The sequence below is a fragment of the Pseudomonas sp. FP2196 genome (assembly GCF_030687715.1).
GTDB lineage: Bacteria > Pseudomonadota > Gammaproteobacteria > Pseudomonadales > Pseudomonadaceae > Aquipseudomonas.
The window spans coordinates 4,545,677-4,560,533 of sequence record NZ_CP117445.1 but is presented as its reverse complement, the minus strand read 5'-3'; the positions used below and the strand labels follow the sequence as shown (position 1 = coordinate 4,560,533).

Here is a 14,857-nt window from a genome sequence, read left to right as displayed (position 1 = left end):
TGCATGCAGAGTGAAGCCCTCCAGAACTCTAAGTACCTTATAAGCACAACCGAGCATATAGCTTACGTTTTTAGCTAGTGCCCGCAACGTGAAGAGTTTGTCCTGCCTACCGCAGCGCTACAAATGGCAGGAATATGGACGGCCCTGACAAACATCGAGACTGGAAAATGCCGGTTGAAGCTGGCTTACTATTTCAATTCAGATAGCCATCATCGATAAGGATTTCTGAAGTGGCTCAAAAACAAAGAACCAAGCCGACTCTTGACGCCGCGAAATTGCGCGAAAACGCCCTTACATCAATTCGTCTTGGCGTGGAGGACTTCGAACGCAGCCAGGGTGGCGAGAATCCCGACCCGGCCAGAGCGCTCTCTTCGATCCGGAATCTCTTCGCTGGGGTTCTGCTGCTTTTCAAGTACAAAATTGCAAGCAGCGTTGATCACCCAGCCGACGCGGCTGCCCTGATATTTAACCCTCCAGAAGTTCTGCCAAGCCCAGACGGCGACGGTGGAGTCACCTGGCAGCCTGTCGGGCGCTTCAGGGACACAACCATTGATGTGGCAACGATCAAAAAGCGTTTTGATGCTTTTGATATCGAGATCGATTGGGATGTCATATACAAGCTTCAGTCATGCCGCAACCACCTGGAGCACCTTCACCCAGCCCATACTCTGGGCGAAGTCGCCGATTTTGTAGCGGAATTATTTCCGATACTTCGAGACTTCATTCGCGATGAGCTTGAGGAAGAACCTGCTGCCATTCTGGGTGAAGCCTGGCAAATCATGCTGCTCCATCACGACTTCGTCGCGGAAATCAAAGAGGAGTGCGACGAGGCCTGGGCGGAAGCTGGAGTTCCTGATGGAATGTACGAGTGGCTGGAGACATGTAAATGCTCTGAATGCGCTTCCACACTCCTGAAGCCGGATCAGGAGAACATCGATGCTGGCGAGACCGTCGAGTCCGATGACACGCGCTTTTTCGCGATGTGCGTCAAGTGCGGCCATCGAGAGCTAATTGCGCCGTTGTTACTGGAAGCACTAGGTAAAGCGCACAGCTATGATCCACGTGATGGCGAAGAACCCACTCTGGAGCGTTGTATCGAGTGTGACCGTGAAGCTTTCGTCGTCGAGCATCAAGCTTGCCTGTGGTGCGCTAGCGAACTGGATTACACCGAATGCGAAGACTGCGGTGAGGCACTGGGACAAGAAGATCAAGATAACGATGGTCGATGCTCCTATCACGCTTATGCGTATGAAAAATTCATGCGTGAAGATTGATCCTGTCGAAACCTAAAGTACCTTGCCCTTCCGCAGTGAGCTGAGTTTTCGACAACAAAAAAGGATTATTCAATGCCGACTAAACAGTACGTACTGGACATTTCCAAGCTTGAGGTGGGAGACATTCTTCTAACAAGTGTGGGGGAAATCCCCAGTGTCGGCATTCGTAAGCTGATCAAAAGTGATTACTCTCATGCCATGCTTTACGTGGGGGGAGGGAGTTATATTCACTCTGACTTGACGGGTGTCCATGCCGACAACCTTCAGCGCCTTTTGCTGGATTCGCCTAGCCGTGCGACCGTATTGCGAGTAGAGCGGCTGAATCGAAGTAGTATCGTGAGCGAGGTCGTCACTTATGCTCGCCGCAAGGTCGGAACGCAGTATTCCAAGCGAGAGGCTGCTGGCGTTATTGTAAAAAAGCTGAGGAGTGATCTAAAAAACCGACAGTTCTGTTCACGCCTTGTGGCCCTAGCTTTTGCTGAGGCCGCTTTCCCTTTGGTGGCCGACGCCAACTACTGTACGCCTCAGGATATTTTTGAGTCCTCTGTACTCATTGAGGTACCTGGGTGCGCGCGCGAGGCGTCACCAAGCGAAGTCGAATTTGCCAATAGCTTCAATCCACTTGAAGTACAACGACGTGGCACCAATCAGTTTCTCGAGGATGTACGGAAAATTTCCGGATTAGACATCCAGATGCATGAACAGGTCGCGCAGTGTGTAGTGGATCATCCAGAGTACGACGACGCCATTTCGGAAGCATTACAGCGCTCAGGCTACCTTGATTTTTGGAGGTTGGATGTTTCTATCAACCCATGGCGCTATAGCTCTGATAGCTTTCTGAATCTGGTTCTCCCCACTGATAAGGTGGTCGACTCCGCTCGATATGAAGTTGGTAGTGCAAAAGAGGCGGTTAAACGATTTTCTTTTTGCCATTCACAATACCGTGAACTCAATGGGCGGTTCCCGCGCCGTTACTTTCAGCTTGAGCATGAACTCTACAAGCTACTGGTTGAACTCCATACGAAGAGGATGGAGTCGGCCCAGTTGGTTATCCGCAGACTCGAAGGGAAAGGTTTGTAAGAAAAATGAGCTCGAGCCCATCAAGACTTTTTTGCAGTCTGGTCGGGTTGCCAGCAGAGAGGGAGTCTCGATAATTAGCGAGCCGTGAGCCTGGTTGACTAAGGCTGAGTGTTCCTCGAGCGCGAATTTGGTGTGTCGAATAGTGAGGGTGACAGGCGGAAGCGGAGGACGCAGCGTGCAGGATGGATGCTCGAATGGCCGAAACGCAAGTTTTGACAGGGCTCGGCTCACGAGAGCCACTCCCCGCAAAGGGCGCGCACCAAACCGCTCCCGCGTGAACAGCGGAGTCAGGCACCGAGCCTGTTGACCCTTCGCCACGGCTATCTCTTCACCAGATCTTTGTATCGTTCTCGTGACTCTAGGATCTGATCCCTGATCTCCTCGGGGTCTATGCGCATGCCACCGCGAGGCGTTATCTGGAGCGATTTTAGGCTGTTCGCAGCCTTGATGAATTCCCGCTCTTCCGCCTGCACCCACGCGGGGCGCTTGTCTCTCCAAAAGAGCCAACCCATTTGCCCGGCCTCATCTTTGATCGGATGCTCAGCAGTATGTGGGAGCGGTAGTCAATGTCCAAGTAAGAAGGTGAGTTTGATCGCTCCGCAAGCGGAGCGCGCAGACCATGATGGTCGAAGAGCGTAAGGATGGAAGCCCGGAGGGCCGAGACCCGTCAGCACGGGGCTCGGTTTACGACAGCCGCCCCCGGAGGGGTACGCCCAACAACTGGCAACGCAAATGTTACCGAACAGCTCGTTGATCAAATGACCGAGGTACTACGCCCAGCGCGCAAAGATCGTATGTCCTGCGCAATGCCACCTCGTCACCAGACGACACCCTGACATGGGTAAAGATCGTCGACAGAAAGCGCTTCCTTTCGCCGTTGCCGAGCTCAGACCAAATCCTCGGCTGTCCTTGCGCGTCCGGGACTGCAAGGCGGTCGAGGAAATACTCTTCAAGGCTGGTAAGACGTTGTTGGCCATCAATCAAAATTTCACTGTTTTCGGCCAATGCCCTGCTACCGATCTTTGGCTCGTACCAGTCATTCGTGAGGTAGCTACCCAGATCCCCGCCTGACCATACTGCAGAGATGAAACGAGACTTCTGTCCGAGGTTCCACTCCAGACCGCGCGCCCAGTTTGGAACTGGCATGCCCATAACGAATCGCGCTGCCCATGGAAAATGCTCACGAGCAGACGAGGGGTCTACGAGATACTTTTCCCAATGGCCCACTAAGACTTCGAGGGGACAATGACTGACGGTCGTGGGCAGAAGACGCTGAGGCATATGGATGTGCCGGTCTGATGTTGCGCCGTCGGCGTAGCGTCTAAAAAAGGAAGTCATGGTGTTCCTAGGTGGCTCAGGTTGGTCGAAGTATTCGGGTAAGTAAGGGCGCATCTCCATGCATCCATCGTTGCAATGATCAGCAGATCCCGATCTGTGGAAATATCGATCTGCCCGCTATCGGCCAAAGCATGTGCATAGCCCACGGCATAGGCCGCCGCTTTGTTGAATTCGGCTGTGCAGGTTGACGATTCGATGTAGCTGATCAGCCGCTCCCAAGTGCACCGTAGGCGGTTGCCGAGAATCGTGCAGGGGAACGAAAAGGCGCCGCTCAGGCGCTGTGCGAAGTCATGTGTAGAGAGGGTCAAAGCCATCGCTCAAAAAAGGTACTTATCCATCACAAACGGTTGGATTCGGAAAACCTTGAGCCTGAAGCGATTTTTTTGAAGAGATATAGGTTTGCCCAAGCGCAGCTGCAGGGACTGATTTGTTGGAGGACTGTTACCTAGCTACAGTGTTTGAAAACCGATTTCTTACCCGGTGTATCTGGCTTGAAGTGCTTCGGCGATTTCTTTAAAACCTGCGCTTGATGGGCCGTTGTCCCAGAACCACAGCTTCATATCCTGATAGATCTGAAGGTGAATACTGTCGAACCCTCCGCGATGCTCATCGATGTCGAAAGTGTACCTACAAGGATCAAGCTGATAGAGGACGAACTCTTGCAACCGATAGGCTGTTCCATACATGCCGTTGAGTAGGATTTCGCGATGTATTACGTATGGAGACTGCTGCTGCATCGGTGCCTCTCTTTGAGGTGTGTTCGCGAGTGTTTGATGAGGCTTTTGATTTGTCGTACCACTGGCAAGCGGAGCGCGCAGACGCGAGGATGGAAGCCCGGTAGTGCCAGGACGGCAAAGCGTTGCTTGGCTGCCTTGGTCATTACCTCAAGGTTGGCGTCTTTCCACTGGAGAGCGCTCAACACCGTTCTCAAATGTGGCGATGCTTCGACCAGTCCTATGGCAGTTCGACGAAACTTCTAAGGCATCTTCCATTTTTGAGGCGGGCAGATGTAACACTCCAACATTGAAGTGCTGGAGTGACCGACCATGGAATCTACATGCTCCAGTACGTGCGGGCAGATTCCGGTGGGCATTACTGCTTCAGAGGAGAAAGACTGACGGATATCAATATGATACTGATGAGATGACGGGTCATCGCCGCTAGATAATTCCTCTGCGCAGTCATGGAGAACGGGTGTTTCATACCGCTCAATCCCCAGTCTATTCGACTCAAGCACTTCCTTGACTGCAGACCAGAACAAGTATTCGGAACGGCCAGAATAGACTTCATGTTCACACGAAAAATCCACCTCCAGCCGTCGATTGAGTTCCAGTTCTTTGATCGGTTCCCACAAGGCTTCGATGGCTGGGAAGGTGGCGCCCTCCACCTCGTCACTCAAGAAGATACGAAGTACGCCTTTGTGGACAGCAACCAGTTTCACTCCAGACATTGCGCCCTGGATGTGAGCCTGTTCGAGAGTCTCAAAGGCGAATCTCTCCTCTAACGGTTGGTTATAAAGAACGGCGAAGCGCTGCTTGCCGGCAGATACCAGCAGATCAAGATTGGGTGTTTTCCACTGAAGAGCGCTGAGCACGACGTAGTGGAAAGTATCATCGAGAGCTACGGGAGCGCATTCCGGGTGGAACAAGGTTGAAAATCTCATGGACTTATCTCCTAGGTAGTAGCGGAACTGAAGACCAAGGGGGTGAAGTGGTCAAGAAATAACAGAGGTGTCTACAAGTTTTGCGACGGATGAACAGTATCGTGAAAGTATACCCATGCCCCTTCATTGCACTATTTGATAGCGATATAAGCCTATGAAGAGCGTTTGATATATATACCTTTCGTTTGTCATTGTAAGTCGTGCGCTTTAGCTTGTCGGTCGGGAAAAATTGGAGACTGAATGTAAGTCTGTAAGGGCGGCATGAGGATGTCTTGGGTGAGTAAGCGCCGACCAAAGAGGTGGGGGGCTACCAAGCCATTGATATAGATAGAAAAGCTAGACGATCTATTGGCACGGAAATATGGGGTCGTAATTATGAGAGCGTATTGCTATTTAGGGGGATTGTTGGTTTGGTGGAAGGATCATTGACAAAGATTTATACGTATTGTTGATTGATTTATGCTTGTGATGTATTTGATTTTATTTTGGTGTTATGTGTATGAGTCAATAAGTGCATAATTATTTTTTGGTGTGAGAAGTTTATATTTTTTTTGTGCGTGGTTACTTGCCTGAAGTGCTTGGGTGGTCTATTTTTTATGCACTACAAGGGTACAAAAACACTCTCATCAAAAACCTCTAATTAAGAGGCGAAGGCCGCTTGTCCTAAAAAAAGGAGCTCATATGGCGCAGCGAACTGATGTCGAACAGCCCAATCGCGTCGTACATTATTTTCGAGACGTCGATCTCACTAGCGGCTCACGGCCCGATTTCATACCGGAAAGTTTCGCTCTTAACTGTTGGGCTGAAGATTGCTGGCCTGGACGGTTCCTATTGAGGGTTGCTATTCGCTTCCATCACATCTGGGCCACCTTCGGCGTCAGGAATGGGCATGCGACGATTCAGGGAAGCCATCCTGCTGTTTGTTTTTCAGGTTTTAGCGTCTCTGATTTAGTCGCTGTTCGTGATGGCTTGGCAGCGGCTAGCGGCGTAGTCACTCAATACGCGATCACGTTCCCTACGCCTTCAGCGGAGCAAGCTGGCGCAACGAAGGTAGTTCAGGGTGAAAACCTACGAGCGATGCTTCAAGCAAGTCACCCGTCAGAGCCTGTGACCCAAGAAGAGATTTGGCGCAGTCAGTACCGCTATCTGGATGGTCAGCTTGATATCTTCGGTAATCAGACGGCGGAGTTGGAATGGCGCTGGCCTTATACCCGGAATTATCGCCGCGCCATCGAGAAAATTGAGCAAGAAGGGCACCTTGGAGACAAGCTGCCGGGGCTAGATCTGACCCAAAAGAAGTGGTCACAAATCGGTGTGGTAGTAGCCACCGAGGCTGATGCCTTGAGGCTTCAGTACGACATCTTGTCCCTTATCGACCAGCGGCTTGTATCGGTAGATCACTTTGACCATCTCCTGGTCTGTGAGCGATTGCCGGCGGAACTGGATGGGCTTACTGCCGCAGAGCAGGAAGCTTCGATGAGAGCGGCGTGCTTTGACTTCAAATCTTGCATGACGGTTTCCGATGAAGCTGCCGCCGTCGCTGTGGCAGATTTCACGGTACGCGTTTCTGCTCTTGAGGCTTCATCTGCGAAAAATGAGACTCAAGAACGTGGCGGCTGTTGGGTTTACTTCGAGGATAACTCCCATCCTTATGTGCGAGCGCTTTTGAAGGGGGGACGTGTGGTTGTGAACAAGTCTGGTCGGTACCTTGGTACGTTGAACGAACTTGGCCGTGGGCGCGATCTGCGCGAGCGGCAACTGATCGTCAAAACGCTATGCAAGCAACTAGAGCAAGAGCACGGCGTGGCTTGCTCTTATTTCAGCGTGCGCGAATCCTGGCTCCCCGATGATCTTCCAAGCTATTGCGGTCACCCATGGAGTGGGTTCTATCGGATCACGGATGAGCCAGACGAGGAGGACACTGTCTTCTGAAAGGGTTGAAAAATGCGTCATCCAGTTTGTTGAGGTTTGCCATCGGAAAGTTGGTTTATTGGTGATCACCTCTCAATTATCGTCATAGTGCAGACCTGCGATATGTAGTACGCACTCTCCATTAATGTTCATCCGACACTGTACAGCTGCCGTGCTCTTCCAAAGGGATACGCAGGCGTAATGGTTGGAGGAGTGTCAGGAGCGGGAGTAAGGCGAGTATCGCCGTGCCTGATTGCTGCATAAAGAGGTAGGGGGGGGGACGAACATGAATGCAAAGTTAATTAATTTCACTTCAATGAAAAGTGTCTATCGCGGTAAGGAAATTCTTGAACTTTACTTTGTTAGTGGAGGCGCGATAGCTCGAAAATTCTTTTTTTTTGATCTGTTTTGCCAGTCTCTTGTTGATCGTAATTATAGCTCTAATTCTATTGGTGATTATTTATATCGTTGCGTAATATTTCTAGATTATATTTTCGAGGGTTTTAAAGTTCTCGGAGAGAATGCGGGCTCGATTAAAGTTTTATTCCTGCATTATGGAGATTATCTCCGATTTGGTAGCTCGTCCTCATCATCGCTCGTTAAGCAAATTTGCTTGCATAGGCCATCGCCAATGATCAGCCGTAACAGCGCTCTGGCCTACAATAGCGCTGTAAAGGCATTGATAGATGAAGCAGAGGTTCACGTGGCACGTATACGTCAGTATTCCGACTCAGGTATCGAATTTATTGAGCAAATAGATGATGAGTTTGTGGTCGAGTTAAGCCAGTTGGCAAATCTTAAAGTCTTCGGTGTCAAGAGAAAGCCAGTAGCCGACTTCGGCTTATATGGGAGTTCACCAAAGGCAAAGCCAAGTCTTACGGCACACATGGGTGTCAAATCCGCACTGATCATCCCGCCAAAATTTTTCCCTCTAGAACATATTAATGAGCTCATCGATTGCGCTCGCTGCCACCGTGACGCGGCGCTTTGGTCGCTTATGGCTGGAGTAGGCAGCAGGGAGTCGGAAGCAGATCAGATAATTTTCGGGGATATTGATTACGGTGCTGGAAGTGTACTTCTCGTAAATCCCTCGAGTCGAGAATCCACTGCTTATCGAGGGCTAAGCGAGCGTGAAATCAAAAAACTTGAATGGAAAGGGAGAGATACGCCGCTAACGGTTTTCCTTGAACCCTACGGTGAAAGGTTTTTTTATCATCTTGAGAAATACTTGTCACTGGAGGCTAAATCATATGTAGGTCATAAATTTGTCTTTCAAGATGAAAACGGAAGGCCACTATTTTTGTCAGATTACAGTTCTGCTATCTATCGACCATTTCTTAGGGCTGTGAAGGTAGTTTGTGATCGACATTCTTTAGATGGCAGCGGGTTAGCGCCCCATAGTTTAAGACACAGTTATATTTATTTTATGAAAAACTACGTTGAACATGCGACAGGCGTGGGGTTGGACGATTTCGAACTCATGGCCCTTACCGGGCATACGTCAGTTGAAGCTCTTCGAGTTTACGCCGTGACTGACTATCAGGCTTTGCTGGAAAAAATTTACTATGCCAATGTTTCGCGTCGTACACGCACTCCTGGTTCTGAGCTTGAGCTAAAGATTAAATTCTTAGAGGAACGTTTGGAGGACTTCCGAGCTCAGCTAAATAAGAGGAAGTCGTATGATCAATGATTCTGACTCTTTGGTGTTCTTAAAGGAAACTAGGGAGCTAGCGTACGACTTTGACAGCTGTTTGAAAACGGCTGCTGATTTCTTTGTTAACTCTACTACTCCTACGAAAAAGCATAAAGGTGCTCTGCGTAGCGTCGCCGAGTCCTTTAAAGTTTGTTTGGGTAATGTGCATCCCGTGGAGCCCATCTTGCTGTCATGGCTAAACTTCCTCATCGCACCCGGGCCCGTCGAATGCATAATTCCAGGCTTTACTACCGACTGGGGGAAGGAGCAACTGGTGGGAGTGGGTAGCGTTAAACACCAAAAGAACTTTCTCAAAGTTTTTTTTATCTTGCTGCACAGGGCTGGGGCGCTACTGCTGCCGATTGACTTTTCGCCACCTTGGGCAGTATGGATCGAAAATGAGGCTGCGAATGGTAATATATACACTCCGCTGATAGAAGTGTTTCGTAAGATGCGGCGAGATACGTTGTCTTACAAGCAAGTTTCTGATTCGATTAAAAATCGAAATGGTAGAACGTTTCAAGCAGGCGTTCGACTCATACTGGCGTCAACCTGGTATTCCCCTGAATGTATTAGCTGTACAGATTTGGATGCATGGGCGGTTTTTATACGCAAGCGTCAGCAGAGCCTTGGCACTGCGACGTTTCCACTCGAAAGTATTGTAAAGGAGGTAGTAAGTTATTTTCCAAAGCACGTTGCTGAGTCAGTAAAGACATGGGATGGTTCTTTGCTGTCTGGCATAAACGCTGAGCGTCGTCAGCAAGAAAAAATTAATTCAATAAAAGTCGCTGTCGGTTCTGGAGGAAGTGCAATTAGTGTGTCAAGGGGTATTGTAGATAAAATCGGAAATGATGCTTTTTTCTACTTCGATAACTTTCGATCAATGGATCTTATAAACGCCATTGGCCCATCCTTGCATTCCATAGATTTGAATCTGGCATTCTCTACCTGGGCATCTGCATTTGAGTTTTTTTTGCAGCACAAAGAATTGGAGAAGATAAAAGCTTATATCACTACTTTTGGTCGTTTGAATTTTTATCTGTTCATTTATCTTCCGCTATGGATTCGAGAAAATCCAGCCTCGAAATTCGTCTACCCCCAATCTCCGAATTTATTTATGGGATTAGTGCATTATCGGTGTCAGCTTGAGAGTAGAGAGGGCAGGCCCCTGTCAATGACTGAGTTTTATACTGAAGTCGGCTGGAAAAAAACTTACGGCATGCTTAGCCCACTCAGGGTGTTTTTCAAAATTTTAATTCAAATCCCTTTGATGCCTGGTTGTGACGGTATAGTTCAGCCTATTTACTGGCTGCCTAAAAGCAAAAAATATCCACGCGTTGTGAAGAATATTTTTCCAGGTGAACAATTGCTCCTATTTGTGGACTTTTTGAATGCTTTGGAATCGGTGTCTGAATGGGCGGCTATGAACGAAATGGAATTTCGGATAGAATTTGAGTTGGCAAAAAAAGATAATAGGTTGTTCTCATTCGAAAATGTTGGTTACGTACCAGTCGTGCTGCTGGATGGGGTCTACCGCTCCATTAAAAATGTACATCCATTAGTTTTTATTTTTTTAGATTGGCAGGGGAGAACTTATTTCAATCCTGGCGCGACTAGGTTCAGCATTTTTATGCTTGAGGTTGGTACTAGGGCTCAAACTGCACAATGGCTTTGTTCAACGAGTTACAATAAGGTCTCCTTTGATGTATCTAATCATCCTCTGCAATTGGTAAGTCTGTGGCTGAATACAGACAAGATTTCAAAAGTACCTTTGATCGTAATTACTATCATGCAAATGCTTTGGTTATTAGATTCACAAGTAGAGTGGCGCAACCGAATGATCAGCGCAGGCGTTGAGGCTTTCGGTCGCCAAGTTTATTATGATCTCAATGAAGAGTCGAAATGGGGATTGATATCTCCAATTTTTGCGCACGATCCATTGACTGGGGTTCCGTTTACTGATGGCACATATGCTCAATTTTGGGCTTATCAGTGTTATAGTTTTCAGGATTGGGTACGATCCCTTGGAGCGGAGGTTCCTAATATCGTAGCCTTAATGCCGCACAAAAAGAATGGTGGTTACTTCACTTGGGAAGACTACGGTGTAGCGATTTCCAGCAAGGAACTGTTGGAGCGTTTTGCTAGAGATGTGAAAATCATTGAGGCTTTGCCTGGCGCAAAAATATACGTTGGTGACTATTGCCCACTATCTCTACGTTGTAAAGTTACGGCTCACGGCGCTAGAGCGTCATTCGTGACCGCGATGAGTGTTACGTTGTGTCCAGAGGCGATAATATTATTGACAGGGCAATCGACCGGAACTGTGCGAAAATACAATAAGGGCGACTATCTCATTCGTCGCAAGCTTCAGGGTGTGTTCAACTCTAGAGACGTTGCAGGTACCCTGGATGGTGTTTATCGCAACGTAAGCTTGTCGAAAATGGTTGATGATGTTAAGGGCGAACTTGGCGCTGATAGTCCGTTAGGTCTTCAGCGGCTTGGGTTTGTTTCTCCAAGCGCTGCTGGCGTTACATACGGATCCAGAACGCCGACATCTTTGATCGCGTCCGACAAGGCGAACTCCGTACAGTCTTGTTTTAGTCATATATGTACTAAAGGTTTCATTTGTCCCCCGGCGATATTGGAAGCTTTCGACGGGGTAAAGATATGTCCTTCATGCCCACACGCATTATTCTCAATATTTCACCTTCCTGAGATATCAGTGGCGCGCCAAAAAGCTGTTGAAGATTTTGTAGGCTTGTCAAACAAGGTGGAGGCCCATCGTTCAGAGAAGAATTTAACCTTGGACGAAATGAATTTCTTAACAATTAGCCTCAACCAGCAGGCGCGGCTGGCAGTCGCTTGGCTAGCGTTAGAGGAGTCGATTTGGTCACACATTTGCCTATTGCGAGATAATTCGGAGTTTGACCTCATTGCGATAGATAGAAGCGTCGCTTTGTTAGATTTGGAACGCTACGAGGTGGATCAGGACTCTCCCGAATTCTTTTTTACCAGACTCTCGGAAGTTTGTATGTATGAAGGTTCGTCTAGCGTAGAGTTTCAATATAAAATTGAAAAGGCTACTAGGCTTCTTTTGGTTAAGGATCAAAAGCTTCTAGAGGCAGCGATGATGACGTCAGAATATTCAACTCCTGTTCGGCTAGCTTCAATGTTAAGGGCCAGATTGGGCACTGTGGCATTTGACGTGGATCAGTTTGTTTCGTTAGTCAATATGAGCAATGAGGAGTGGGCCTCCAATTTGACCATTGAGTTTGCAAAGGCTAACCGGCTAACAGGTTTGGAGGGCAAAGATGACAAGAAAAAATGATTCGCCACACTCTAATGCTGAGCGGATGTCTATTCGGTGCAAATATATTGAAAAAGCGTTGGCTGGCTATACGCGGCGATGTGTAAAGTTTACTAAAGTGACTTACCTTGCAAGAGCTTTAGCGGAGGATGTTACTTTGATGGAGCTGGACGCTCTACAGGCTGTTTTTCCTGCAATGAAAGTTTCCATCATTGAGCGATGTCATCCATCAACGCTGTTGCGCTCGAAGATTTACCGTTCTTATTTAGACGAATGGATGGGGGGTGGCACGAAGGTAGGCGTAGATCATGAGGCTGAGAAAAAACTAAATTTAGAACTGCTAGTTATTTCTAATAAGTATCGGTTGCTCGAGCGTAAGTATCTAGATTTGATTTCTAGCTTAGAATGCGATCAGCGTGCTATCGCTGAACCAAAAGTAAAAAACTTAGACGCTGCTGAAGCTTTTACCATTGTTGAAAAATTGCTGGTTCACTTCAAGGGTTTCTTGATTGTTGAAGACGGCGCTTTAGTTGAGCCAAGCGCCTCTCGGCCAATCATAATAGAAAAGTCTCTGTATGCGGTGTTTCTGAAGTGGCGATCCACTCTCATTTCATCTTAGCTAAAAATTGTTTCAAATGCCGTGCTTGGGTTGTGAGGAATGCTGCTTAGGAACACAGTGCTAATTTTACTCACGCTCGACGTCTGACGCCGCTGCATCTTGCATACATAATCCGTTGAGTGTTAGAAACGATACCAGGCTAGACGCATTTCTGAGCATCCTATTCAGTGCTCAGTGCTCAGTGCTCAGGTGCTCAGGTGCTCAGGTGCTAAGGTGCTCAGGTCTCAGGTTTCAGATCTACAAATCCTGTTTGTGCGTCCAGGTGCATGATGAGGTCAGCAAGCAATCTCAGAAAAAAACATAGTTCACAATGATTTAGCAGGACACCACCGTGTTTGTCCTCAAGCGTTGACAGATACAGGTTCGAACCTGCCCTGGGACACCATCAAATTCAAACAGAAAGCCCCGGTGCAATTTGATTGCACCGGGGCTTTTTGCAGGCGGGGTGTTTCCAGCGTCAGATTACTGTTGGCAGCGCGCTCCTTGTCACTTGGCTAGTTGTCATCGTTCTCCTCGAACTTGCCAATCGAAGTGCTTACCCCGGCTAGATGTCGGCGTCCTTTGACTTCATAACTGCGTTCGCTTTCTTCCGAGCCTGGTTTGCGCAAGGTCATTTGCGCGTACAGTCCATCCTTCGCGCTGTAGGCGCCGAACCAATTGTTCAGTCGGCCGAGATGGCACTCCTTGCCAATGATCACCGGGAAGTCGGCGACCGACTCGATTGCGTAATAACCGGCACCGTAACTGTAGTATTCCTCGGGGTCTGTCGCCGTTGGCGGAATGGGGCAGATCGGCGTTCCCTGCTCGCTGGCCTCGCTTTGATTTTCTGTCACGTGGGCCAGCGCCTGGGTCAGTGACCGATGCACGGTCGGCCCCAATTTAAACGTCTTCTGGTTGTCCTCTTTGTGCTGAGTGAGGGGGACGCGAAGTTGATAGTCGTAGCGAACCTCGATGATGGGCACGTCATGGTTGATTTGCAGGGGGCTGAGCAAATAAACCCGATCAACACCATACGAACCGGCGCGATAGGCGGCATACAGCTTGCCGCGAATGCTGATCCAGTTGACCGACTGATTGGCGCCACGGTCGTTGGTGGAGTAGAGCGAGCCGCCAATGGATTCGCCGTCGGACGACGGGGTTCTTCGAGCGAACTTGTCGCCGTCACGGCGGAAGGTTTCGACGAAAGTGTAAAGGCCAGTGCCGCCGGTGTAGGTCTCGACGATCAGGTCGCGTTGCCCGTCGCCGTCCAGATCCAGCAGCGTGAACGAGGTCCGGCCCAGTGCGGTGTCAGCGTCGAAGTCGGTGGCACTCAAGGCTTCCCACTCGCTGCGGGAAACACCTTTGGGGATGGCTTTGGGGAAGTGCGTTTTGTCGGAGAATTGATCGGCGTCTGGCTCGGCAGAAAACAATGTCTCGGGGCTTTTTATCGACAGTGAGGCGAGCGTCCGTTCCAGGGCAAACTCCGGATCATTTTGACTGGCTATCTGAATACGTTTTTGCAGATCATCCAGCACCTCTTTATCGACGCCGGTCGGCTGATGGGCGACGGCTTCTGTCCATTGCGCCTGCAAACTTTTCAGCCGCTCGCGATAACGCTGATCCAGGCAAGAAATATCCTCAGCGCACTCATTACGCGTTTTCAACCAAAGCCGTTGCGTGCCCTTCAGCTGCGGTCGAGTCTCGACGGAAGCCTTCATCAACTGCCGATAAACCTCTCCCATCTGCGTATCCAGTTCATACAAACCGGTATTCGCACAAATGGTCTTTTCCACGACATTCGAAGCTTTTGTGCAGTCCATTCCGGCCGCTGCTACGTGCTGGATAAACAGCAGCGCACAGGCGGACACGATGTAGCGTCCTTTGATGTACACGAGGTCAGCCTTGTATTGAGAGGTGGGCAGGCGCGCAGGGTAATCGCAGTGAAAGGAATCTTGAAGCGCCCGCTTCAGAGAACGCCACTTGTGGCCGATAA

Annotated in this window: 11 protein-coding genes; 6 read left to right on the top strand and 5 right to left on the bottom strand. The window is 49.1% G+C overall.

The window, feature by feature from the left end:
* Positions 1-230: 230 nt before the first annotated feature.
* Complete coding sequence (locus tag PSH79_RS20390) at positions 231-1,274, top strand: hypothetical protein (protein WP_305439257.1); 1,044 nt, start codon at positions 231-233, stop codon at positions 1,272-1,274.
* 72 nt (positions 1,275-1,346) lie between these two features.
* Positions 1,347-2,354, top strand: coding sequence for a YiiX/YebB-like N1pC/P60 family cysteine hydrolase (locus PSH79_RS20385; RefSeq protein WP_305439256.1), 1,008 nt, complete (start codon positions 1,347-1,349; stop codon positions 2,352-2,354).
* A 735-nt stretch (positions 2,355-3,089) separates the two neighbouring features.
* Here PSH79_RS20385 and PSH79_RS20380 read toward each other — a convergent pair.
* From PSH79_RS20380 to PSH79_RS20365, 4 genes are all read right to left on the bottom strand, one after another.
* Positions 3,090-3,692: a DUF262 domain-containing protein gene (locus PSH79_RS20380; protein ID WP_305439255.1), complete on the bottom strand. Its 603-nt coding sequence runs from the start codon at positions 3,690-3,692 to the stop codon at positions 3,090-3,092.
* Entirely contained in the window at positions 3,689-4,006 is a 318-nt protein-coding gene (locus PSH79_RS20375; RefSeq protein ID WP_305439253.1) for a hypothetical protein, read from the bottom strand. The genes PSH79_RS20380 and PSH79_RS20375 overlap by 4 nt, the downstream gene beginning before the upstream one ends.
* Positions 4,007-4,165: 159 nt before the next feature.
* Positions 4,166-4,429, bottom strand: a complete 264-nt coding sequence (locus PSH79_RS20370; protein ID WP_305439252.1) for a hypothetical protein — start codon at positions 4,427-4,429, stop codon at positions 4,166-4,168.
* 239 nt (positions 4,430-4,668) lie between these two features.
* On the bottom strand, positions 4,669-5,355 hold the full coding sequence (locus PSH79_RS20365) for a hypothetical protein (protein ID WP_305439251.1): 687 nt from the start codon (positions 5,353-5,355) through the stop codon (positions 4,669-4,671).
* A gap of 681 nt (positions 5,356-6,036) precedes the next feature.
* Between PSH79_RS20365 and PSH79_RS20360 the strand changes: the two genes are divergently transcribed.
* The 4 genes from PSH79_RS20360 (at position 6,037) to PSH79_RS20345 (ending at position 12,885) form a co-directional block, all read left to right on the top strand.
* Positions 6,037-7,287, top strand: a complete 1,251-nt coding sequence (locus PSH79_RS20360; RefSeq protein ID WP_305439250.1) for a DUF4427 domain-containing protein — start codon at positions 6,037-6,039, stop codon at positions 7,285-7,287.
* Between the two features lie 265 nt (positions 7,288-7,552).
* On the top strand, positions 7,553-8,956 hold the full coding sequence (locus PSH79_RS20355) for a site-specific integrase (RefSeq protein WP_305439249.1): 1,404 nt from the start codon (positions 7,553-7,555) through the stop codon (positions 8,954-8,956).
* Positions 8,946-12,287: a hypothetical protein gene (locus tag PSH79_RS20350; protein ID WP_305439248.1), complete on the top strand. Its 3,342-nt coding sequence runs from the start codon at positions 8,946-8,948 to the stop codon at positions 12,285-12,287. The genes PSH79_RS20355 and PSH79_RS20350 overlap by 11 nt, the downstream gene beginning before the upstream one ends.
* On the top strand, positions 12,271-12,885 hold the full coding sequence (locus PSH79_RS20345; RefSeq protein WP_305439246.1) for a hypothetical protein: 615 nt from the start codon (positions 12,271-12,273) through the stop codon (positions 12,883-12,885). Before PSH79_RS20350 ends, PSH79_RS20345 begins: the two co-directional genes overlap by 17 nt.
* Positions 12,886-13,379: 494 nt before the next feature.
* Here PSH79_RS20345 and PSH79_RS20340 read toward each other — a convergent pair whose 3' ends face one another.
* On the bottom strand, positions 13,380-14,756 hold the full coding sequence (locus tag PSH79_RS20340; RefSeq protein ID WP_305439245.1) for a lysozyme inhibitor LprI family protein: 1,377 nt from the start codon (positions 14,754-14,756) through the stop codon (positions 13,380-13,382).
* Positions 14,757-14,857 lie beyond the last annotated feature (101 nt).

What these genes read in the sequence shown, in the direction of transcription:
- PSH79_RS20385 (WP_305439256.1), top strand. Translation starts at nt 1,347, where the DNA reads ATGCCGACTAAACAGTACGTACTGGACATTTCCAAGCTTGAGGTGGGA.
- PSH79_RS20380 (WP_305439255.1), bottom strand. Translation starts at nt 3,692, where the DNA reads ATGACTTCCTTTTTTAGACGCTACGCCGACGGCGCAACATCAGACCGG.
- PSH79_RS20375 (WP_305439253.1), bottom strand. Translation starts at nt 4,006, where the DNA reads ATGGCTTTGACCCTCTCTACACATGACTTCGCACAGCGCCTGAGCGGC.
- PSH79_RS20370 (WP_305439252.1), bottom strand. Translation starts at nt 4,429, where the DNA reads ATGCAGCAGCAGTCTCCATACGTAATACATCGCGAAATCCTACTCAAC.
- PSH79_RS20365 (WP_305439251.1), bottom strand. Translation starts at nt 5,355, where the DNA reads ATGAGATTTTCAACCTTGTTCCACCCGGAATGCGCTCCCGTAGCTCTC.
- PSH79_RS20360 (WP_305439250.1), top strand. Translation starts at nt 6,037, where the DNA reads ATGGCGCAGCGAACTGATGTCGAACAGCCCAATCGCGTCGTACATTAT.
- PSH79_RS20355 (WP_305439249.1), top strand. Translation starts at nt 7,553, where the DNA reads ATGAATGCAAAGTTAATTAATTTCACTTCAATGAAAAGTGTCTATCGC.
- PSH79_RS20350 (WP_305439248.1), top strand. Translation starts at nt 8,946, where the DNA reads ATGATCAATGATTCTGACTCTTTGGTGTTCTTAAAGGAAACTAGGGAG.
- PSH79_RS20345 (WP_305439246.1), top strand. Translation starts at nt 12,271, where the DNA reads ATGACAAGAAAAAATGATTCGCCACACTCTAATGCTGAGCGGATGTCT.